3 protein-coding genes and 1 pseudogene are annotated in these 4,155 nt (G+C 60.1%); 2 read left to right on the top strand and 2 right to left on the bottom strand.

The window, feature by feature from the left end:
* Window positions 1-222 (top strand): hypothetical protein (locus tag JCM25146_RS22665; RefSeq protein WP_199897769.1); only part of this gene is annotated, 222 nt, incomplete at its 5' end.
* Between the two features lie 74 nt (window positions 223-296).
* Window positions 297-1,205 (top strand): annotated as a pseudogene (locus tag JCM25146_RS21755) (LysR family transcriptional regulator); the annotation flags it as partial.
* 99 nt (window positions 1,206-1,304) lie between these two features.
* Here the strand turns inward: JCM25146_RS21755 and JCM25146_RS15420 are convergent.
* Window positions 1,305-3,455 (bottom strand): EAL domain-containing protein, encoded by a 2,151-nt coding sequence (locus tag JCM25146_RS15420; protein ID WP_081774900.1) that lies wholly within the window; start codon window positions 3,453-3,455, stop codon window positions 1,305-1,307.
* 300 nt (window positions 3,456-3,755) lie between these two features.
* Window positions 3,756-4,155, bottom strand: a 400-nt coding sequence (locus JCM25146_RS22660; protein WP_025829148.1) for a hypothetical protein, incomplete at its 5' end; no start/stop codon positions are given.

Raw genomic sequence — 4,155 nt, 5'->3', positions numbered from 1 at the left:
CCAGCAGCGCTACCGGCTGCTCCGCGTGCCAGTCTGCCCGCCAATCTGCCTGCCGGTATGCCCCTTGGCCTAGCCCCGGCTCTGTCTGTTGGTCTGCCTGCCGCCTGTCCGCCACGTTACCTGCCTGCCCCAAAAACTCTGCTCCGCACCAGCCCGGTCCACCACGCCCTGCGGGGCCAGCAGTATGCCCGCTCCCACAGCCCGTGTTTACCCCCGGCATGACAAAAACCGGCACAGGCTGCTAAAAGCGGACAGGCGTGCAGTACCCCCACGCCCCACCACAGCAGGAACACCCCATGGCTGACCGTTTTACCAGTATGCAGGTTTTCGTTAAGGTGGTGCAGCTTGGCAACTTCAGCGCCGCAGCGCGGGCACTGGGCCTGTCCCCCACCATGGTGACCAAGCATGTCACCACACTGGAGACGCGGCTGGGTGTTACCCTGTTCCGCCGCAGTACGCGCCACCTCTCCCTCACCGAGGCGGGCCGACTGTTTTTGGAAGGCAGCCAGCGTATTCTCACCGATCTGGAGGAGGTGGAACTTGCCGTAAGCGAGCAGCGGCGCGAGCCGCGCGGCCACCTGCGACTGAATGCGCCTGTCTCTTTTGCCATACGCTACGTGGCCCCCTACCTGCCCGAGTTCAGCCGCCTGTACCCCCACGTTACCGTGGAACTGGGGCTGAACGACCGCACCGTGGACCTGATAGACGAAGGGTGGGACCTGACCCTGCGCATACGCAAGATGGCCGCCAGCACCCTGCGCAGCCGCAGGCTGGCCACCATTCGCATGGTGGTGTGTGCGGCCCCTTCCTACCTTGAGCGCGCAGGCACCCCCACCCGTGTGGAGGAATTGAGCCAGCACCAGTGCCTTGGCTACACGCTCAGTGCCATCAACAGCGCCAACCGCTGGAGCTTTGGCGAGAAGGGGGAAAAGACCATTCCCATTTCTGGCCCGCTCAGCGCCAATAATGGTGATGTCCTACGCGAGGCAGCGGTTGCGGGCGAAGGTATTGTGTACCAGCCGGTTTTTGTTGTGAGCGAGGAGCTACGTGCGGGCCGCCTGCGCGCACTGGCACTGGACCTGCCCCCCCTGCCGGGGCCAGACCTGCACGCGGTTTACGCACCGGGCATGAGCCTACCCCTGAAAACCCGCGCCATGATTGACTACCTGACCCAGTGCTACACCCCGACCCCACCATGGGAGCAAGAGCTACAAAGCTGTGCAGGCCACAGCACTCCACCGCAAGAGGCTGAGGGACTACACCGCGCTGACCAAGCCTGTGGCCATACCGGCGCAAACGCGTGCTCAGCCCCACGCAAGGGCCATTTCCACCTCGCGCCGGTCTGTATTGGCGTATTGCTGCGGGCGTCCAAGGTAGTAGCCCTGCGCCTCCGAGCAGCCCATACTGCTGACCATCTGCAACTGGGCGGCTGTTTCCACCCCTTCGACTGTCACCGTCATGGCGCGAATGCTGGCAATGCCCAGAATGGCCTGAATGATCTCCTTGGCCGTGGGGTCGGGCAGGGCCTGCACAAAGCTGCGGTCGATCTTGATCTTGTCGAACGAGAACTTCCACAAATAGCTGAGCGAGGAATACCCCGTGCCAAAGTCATCCATGCTGATCTTGCAGCCAAGGGCTTTGAGTTCGCTCAGAATGACGTTTTTGTGCTCGTATTCATCCATCAGCACACTTTCGGTAATCTCCACCTCCAGACGTGCGCCATCAAGCCCGGTTTCTTGCAGAACATTGCGGACAATTTCTGGGAACTTCCGGTTTTTGAGCTGGAGGGGGGACACATTGACCGAGACATTGACATGCGCAGGCCATGTCAGCGCCTCGCGGCAGGCAATGTGGAGGATCCGCTCGCCAAGCTGGTGGATAAGCCCCGTCTCCTCCGCCAGACGGATGAACACATCGGGCGGGATCATCCCACGTTCGGGGTGGTTCCAGCGGGCCAGTGCCTCGTAAGACTGCACCTTGCGCGCGCTCAGGCCGTAAATGGGCTGGTAGTGCAGTAACAGCCCCTCCCCCTCCACCAGACGGTGCAGGGCGGAGACAAGTTCCGCACGTTCAAGAATTTCGTAGCTCAGATCCGTATCAAACAGCTTGTGCTGGCAGCGGCCAAGGGCCTTGGCGCGGTAGAGCGCCATATCCGCATACTGCAACAAGGTGGTGACATCCCCTGCCTGAAGCGGAAAACCCGCAGCGCCAATGCTGGCCCCGGACTTGGCCTCCGCCCCCTGAATGGTATAGGGCCTGCCCAGACTGGCCACCAGTTCCTCCAGCCTGCCCTCAATCTCGTCCAGCGGGCCGCAGTGCTGCCAGATAACCGCAAACTCGTCCCCACCCAGACGGGCGACAAAGTCGTCCTCGCGGCAGCAGGCCTTCAGCCGTGTGGCGGCGGCAATCAGCAGTTCGTCCCCCCCGCTGTGGCCATACATGTCATTGATGGACTTGAAGTAGTCGAGGTCGATGTAAAGCAGGACAAACGGGTTGTTCAGGTCCTGTGACAACTCCCCCAGACGGACACCAAGGTAGTAGCGGTTGGGCAGGCCGGTCAGGCTGTCATAATGTGCCAGCCGCTCGATCCGGCGCTGGGCATCACGGTATTCGGTAATGTCATCGGCCACGCAGAGTTCCCAGCGCATGTTGCCGTCATCATCAGCAATCAGCAGGTCATGGCGGGAGACCACGCGCGAGCGGCCCTCCCGGTCGACCAGTGTTTCCTCCACCGCTTCGGGCTGCTGGTACAGGAACGGGTCTTCGGCCAGCCCGCCATCCAGCAGCAGGGGGGCGTTATAGGCCACGCCCGCGTAGGGGAGTGCAGTGTGCAGCCCGTACTCCTCCGCCGCCTTGTTGTGCACAATAATGTCACCCGTCTTGATATCCCGCACCTGAATGGCGGTCGGGATATTGTCCACTATACCGGAAATAAAGGATTTATCGCGCATGATGGTTTTATTGGCCTGCCGGAGTTCGCCCGCAATCTTGTTGAGCTCGTTGATAGTATCGATGGCCTGTGCATGCAGGGAACGCGTAAGACTGAGTGCAGAACCCAGCCCGTAATACTGGCCACCTTCGGTTATAATAAATTCGTTAATCTGGTTAAGGGATCGGATATTCAGAATTTTTGCGACAAAATCGGGGACTTTTTCCTGAGCATCAACCAGTATCGGCTCACATTCCATCAACAGGGAGATCGGGCGGTTGGCGTAAACCTCGTACCCGAACCGCTGCCCCAGACGCAAAAAAAAGTCCCGCCGCTGCACAATGCCAATGGGTCGGTTGTGCTCATCCACCACTGGAATACCCGCCAGCTCCGCATTGTCCTGAAAAATGGCGAGAACATGCGACCCGGCCTCCGTCGCATGGACGGGCGCCACCCTGCTTGCGATATCGCGCATCTGGCGTTGGTTGGAATACGCGGGCACGTCCACCTCTAATAGCAACGTCATGTTTTTTTCGCCTTAATCCAGCCCGCAAGGTCAGGACGGGAAAATTCTTAACAACCGATAGGCCCTACAACAACATGAAATATAATTGTTTTTTTATGAACTTATTATTATTTTCCCACAATGTGCTTGACCCTTCGTGCTCTTTTTCCTCCCCTTCCACTCTGCCCTTTTCCACCCTGCGGACTCTGGCCCTATGACCTCCCCCCACAAGGTGCGCACCATGGCGCACAGGCACACCCCACACCAGAGCACGCAGTAGTCTGCACTTGGCCTGAATAAGGCGGGGGCTGCCCCACCACCTTATGCAGCAATGGCCTGTGCAAACAAGGCCGCATTGCGCTGCGAGTCCGCAGCCCCGAGCGCAGTATTATAATATTTTTTATGATACGCACTCAGCCCCGCAGACTCTGCCGGAGCAGGCAGTCCACAAGGGGCGCGCAAATACACCACACGTGCCATGGCGCAGGCATAGGCCAGATTACCCACCAGCAGGTCCGCACTCCCCACCCCGCACGCACCCCCGCCCAGACGCCGCACCGTGGCAGCCAACATGGGCCTGAAGTCCAGAAAATTCTGCCAGCAGTCATCATGCGTTGCGGGTTCCATCTGCCACAGGCCCAAAGCGGGACCGCCACCATTCTGCCTGAGCCACACAAGCCCGCTTTCCACCAGTGCTGTGCCGGTGAGCAAATTGAGTGCC

It is taken from the genome of Acetobacter okinawensis JCM 25146, from assembly GCF_000613865.1.
Lineage (GTDB): Bacteria > Pseudomonadota > Alphaproteobacteria > Acetobacterales > Acetobacteraceae > Acetobacter > Acetobacter okinawensis.
Note: the sequence above shows the minus strand (reverse complement) of the source record. Positions and strands in the feature narration are given on the sequence as shown.

Excerpts from the sequence above, each read along its gene's own strand:
- JCM25146_RS15420 (WP_081774900.1), bottom strand. The coding sequence starts at position 3,455 with ATGACGTTGCTATTAGAGGTGGACGTGCCCGCGTATTCCAACCAACGC.